The following is a 406-nucleotide window of genomic DNA, read 5'->3' on the forward strand; positions in this document are numbered from 1 at the left end:
TCGTCGCAAATCGGTTTGATCGGATTGAAGATAACGGATTTTAACCACAAAAACCGGTCCATAAATAATTCTAAATAATCTATCAGCTATCAGACATCTCGAATGAAGATGACATCGAGGCCGTAATCATTTGCTCGATCGTACATCTTTCGGTCATCCGTAATTAGGATTGATCCGGTTTCCTCGGCACATGCCATGAAGACAACATCAAAACCGCTGGCTTTGGTTCTCATGCCAATCCTAATCGACCGCTCCATCAAATATGCGTCGCCATAGAATCTGGAATTCTGGCCGAGAAATGTCAGGGCGAGACCTGCTCTCTGCGTGTCTGACAATCGGGAAACAACACACGCGGTTTCTATGAGGGCCAGCAATGGAATATGGTTTGCATATTCTCCTGATTCGG

The 406-nt window shown here is 45.3% G+C and carries 1 pseudogene; it reads right to left on the reverse strand.

Going from position 1 to position 406, the window contains the following annotated elements:
• Positions 1-89: 89 nt before the first annotated feature.
• Positions 90-406 (reverse strand): annotated as a pseudogene (locus BP727_RS12605) (hypothetical protein); the annotation flags it as partial.

Origin of the sequence: Methanosaeta sp. UBA356 (assembly GCF_002496465.1) — an archaeon.
Lineage (GTDB): Archaea > Halobacteriota > Methanosarcinia > Methanotrichales > Methanotrichaceae > Methanothrix > Methanothrix soehngenii.